General features: G+C 47.7%; 1 protein-coding gene. It reads right to left on the reverse strand.

The features are described 5' to 3' along the window. Nucleotides 1-239: 239 nt before the first annotated feature. On the reverse strand, nucleotides 240-1,244 hold the full coding sequence (locus tag R7P72_RS24695; protein ID WP_140293062.1) for an SPOR domain-containing protein: 1,005 nt from the start codon (nucleotides 1,242-1,244) through the stop codon (nucleotides 240-242). Nucleotides 1,245-1,315: the final 71 nt, after the last annotated feature.

Genomic DNA, 1,315 nt, shown 5'->3' on the forward strand with positions numbered 1-1,315 from the left:
AGCAACCATCGTCAACCCTTGTTGCGACAGTGTGCATTTACGTAGAAGACGTCGAACCTTCTGGGAACGATTTGTCGGTATCAAAGAAGTGTACATTTGCTCAAACTGTCACAAAGAAACACCTCTCAAGTAGCAACAATATTTGAGACCGCAAAAAAGCCCCGCATCGCGGGGCTTTCTTCGTTTTGACAAGCATGTTTCGTCCTAAAATGTATGAATACATTAAGGATGAACAACCGCTACTTCACACACATCACATTCAACAACGACGTGCCGGTTAACTGATTTGGTTCTCGATCGGCAAACAAGCCTTTCTTATCTTTACCCCAATATGGCAATTGCAGCGGCCATTTGTTCTTCTCCATCACACCAGAATCTCGCAACGCTTTAAATTCAGTCGCCGTGGCGAGCGACATGCCCAACTGCTGACAAATCTGTTGCGAGCTTTCGTAGTTGAGTCGATTCCACGGCTTACCATATTCCATATAAAACTGATTATCTAACAGGTAAGGCACGACATACGTTTTGCCATGTAGAGACGCTCGCAAGCGCACTTCCACCTCTCCATTGCCTTTTACGCTCGGTGTTGGTTTTGCTTTCGCTACCGGTTTTGTTGTCGTGCTCGGTTTCGGCTCTTTTGCCGTAACTGGCTGCGCTGTTGTTTTTGTCGCAGAAGCTTTAAACGCCTCGGTATCTGGACGACTGGCCACGACTGGCGCAACAGGCTTCGGGGCGACGTTTGGTTTGGCGACAGGAGTCGGCTTTGATGACGGCTGCGTTTGCTTCACGGTGTTGTCACTCCCTTTGCCAACCACACGAATAAATGCCTCGCGATAGTTCGACAAGGTTTTGACTCCTCGCAAATCAGCAGACGCTTTAGAAAATTCTGTATAAGGCCCAATAAGACAACGATAGCCCTTTGTTTCGGGCTTCATCCAAACATCGGTGGTGATTTTGCTATAAATGGGTTTGGCTTTGGCAAGTGGCATTGGTTTAGGCAGCAAGCCACATTGAATCCAATAGAAATCATTGCCTCTTTGCGGCACTTTCTTTCCCCAAACACCCTGACCGATTGGGCAACTTTTCTCTAGCATCGGCAGTTCTTTGTCGCTCGCTTGAGTCGCCTGACAAAGAAAGTCATCGGCCAATACCGGGGCTGAAAATTGGGCGCACAGCAATAGCCCTCCTAAGCTGAGGCCTGATTGGACAATGCGTGATGAGAGGTGTGCCTTCTTCATTTCCATACGCTTCACTCTGAACTAGTGGGTAAGGTCATTATGGCGGCAAAGCGCCAAAAAAATGTGAACAAAGAATA

This window comes from Vibrio sp. Vb0888, from assembly GCF_033338835.1.
In the GTDB taxonomy this organism is placed as follows: domain Bacteria; phylum Pseudomonadota; class Gammaproteobacteria; order Enterobacterales; family Vibrionaceae; genus Vibrio; species Vibrio alginolyticus.

Excerpts from the sequence above, each read along its gene's own strand:
- R7P72_RS24695 (WP_140293062.1), bottom strand. The coding sequence starts at position 1,244 with ATGGAAATGAAGAAGGCACACCTCTCATCACGCATTGTCCAATCAGGC.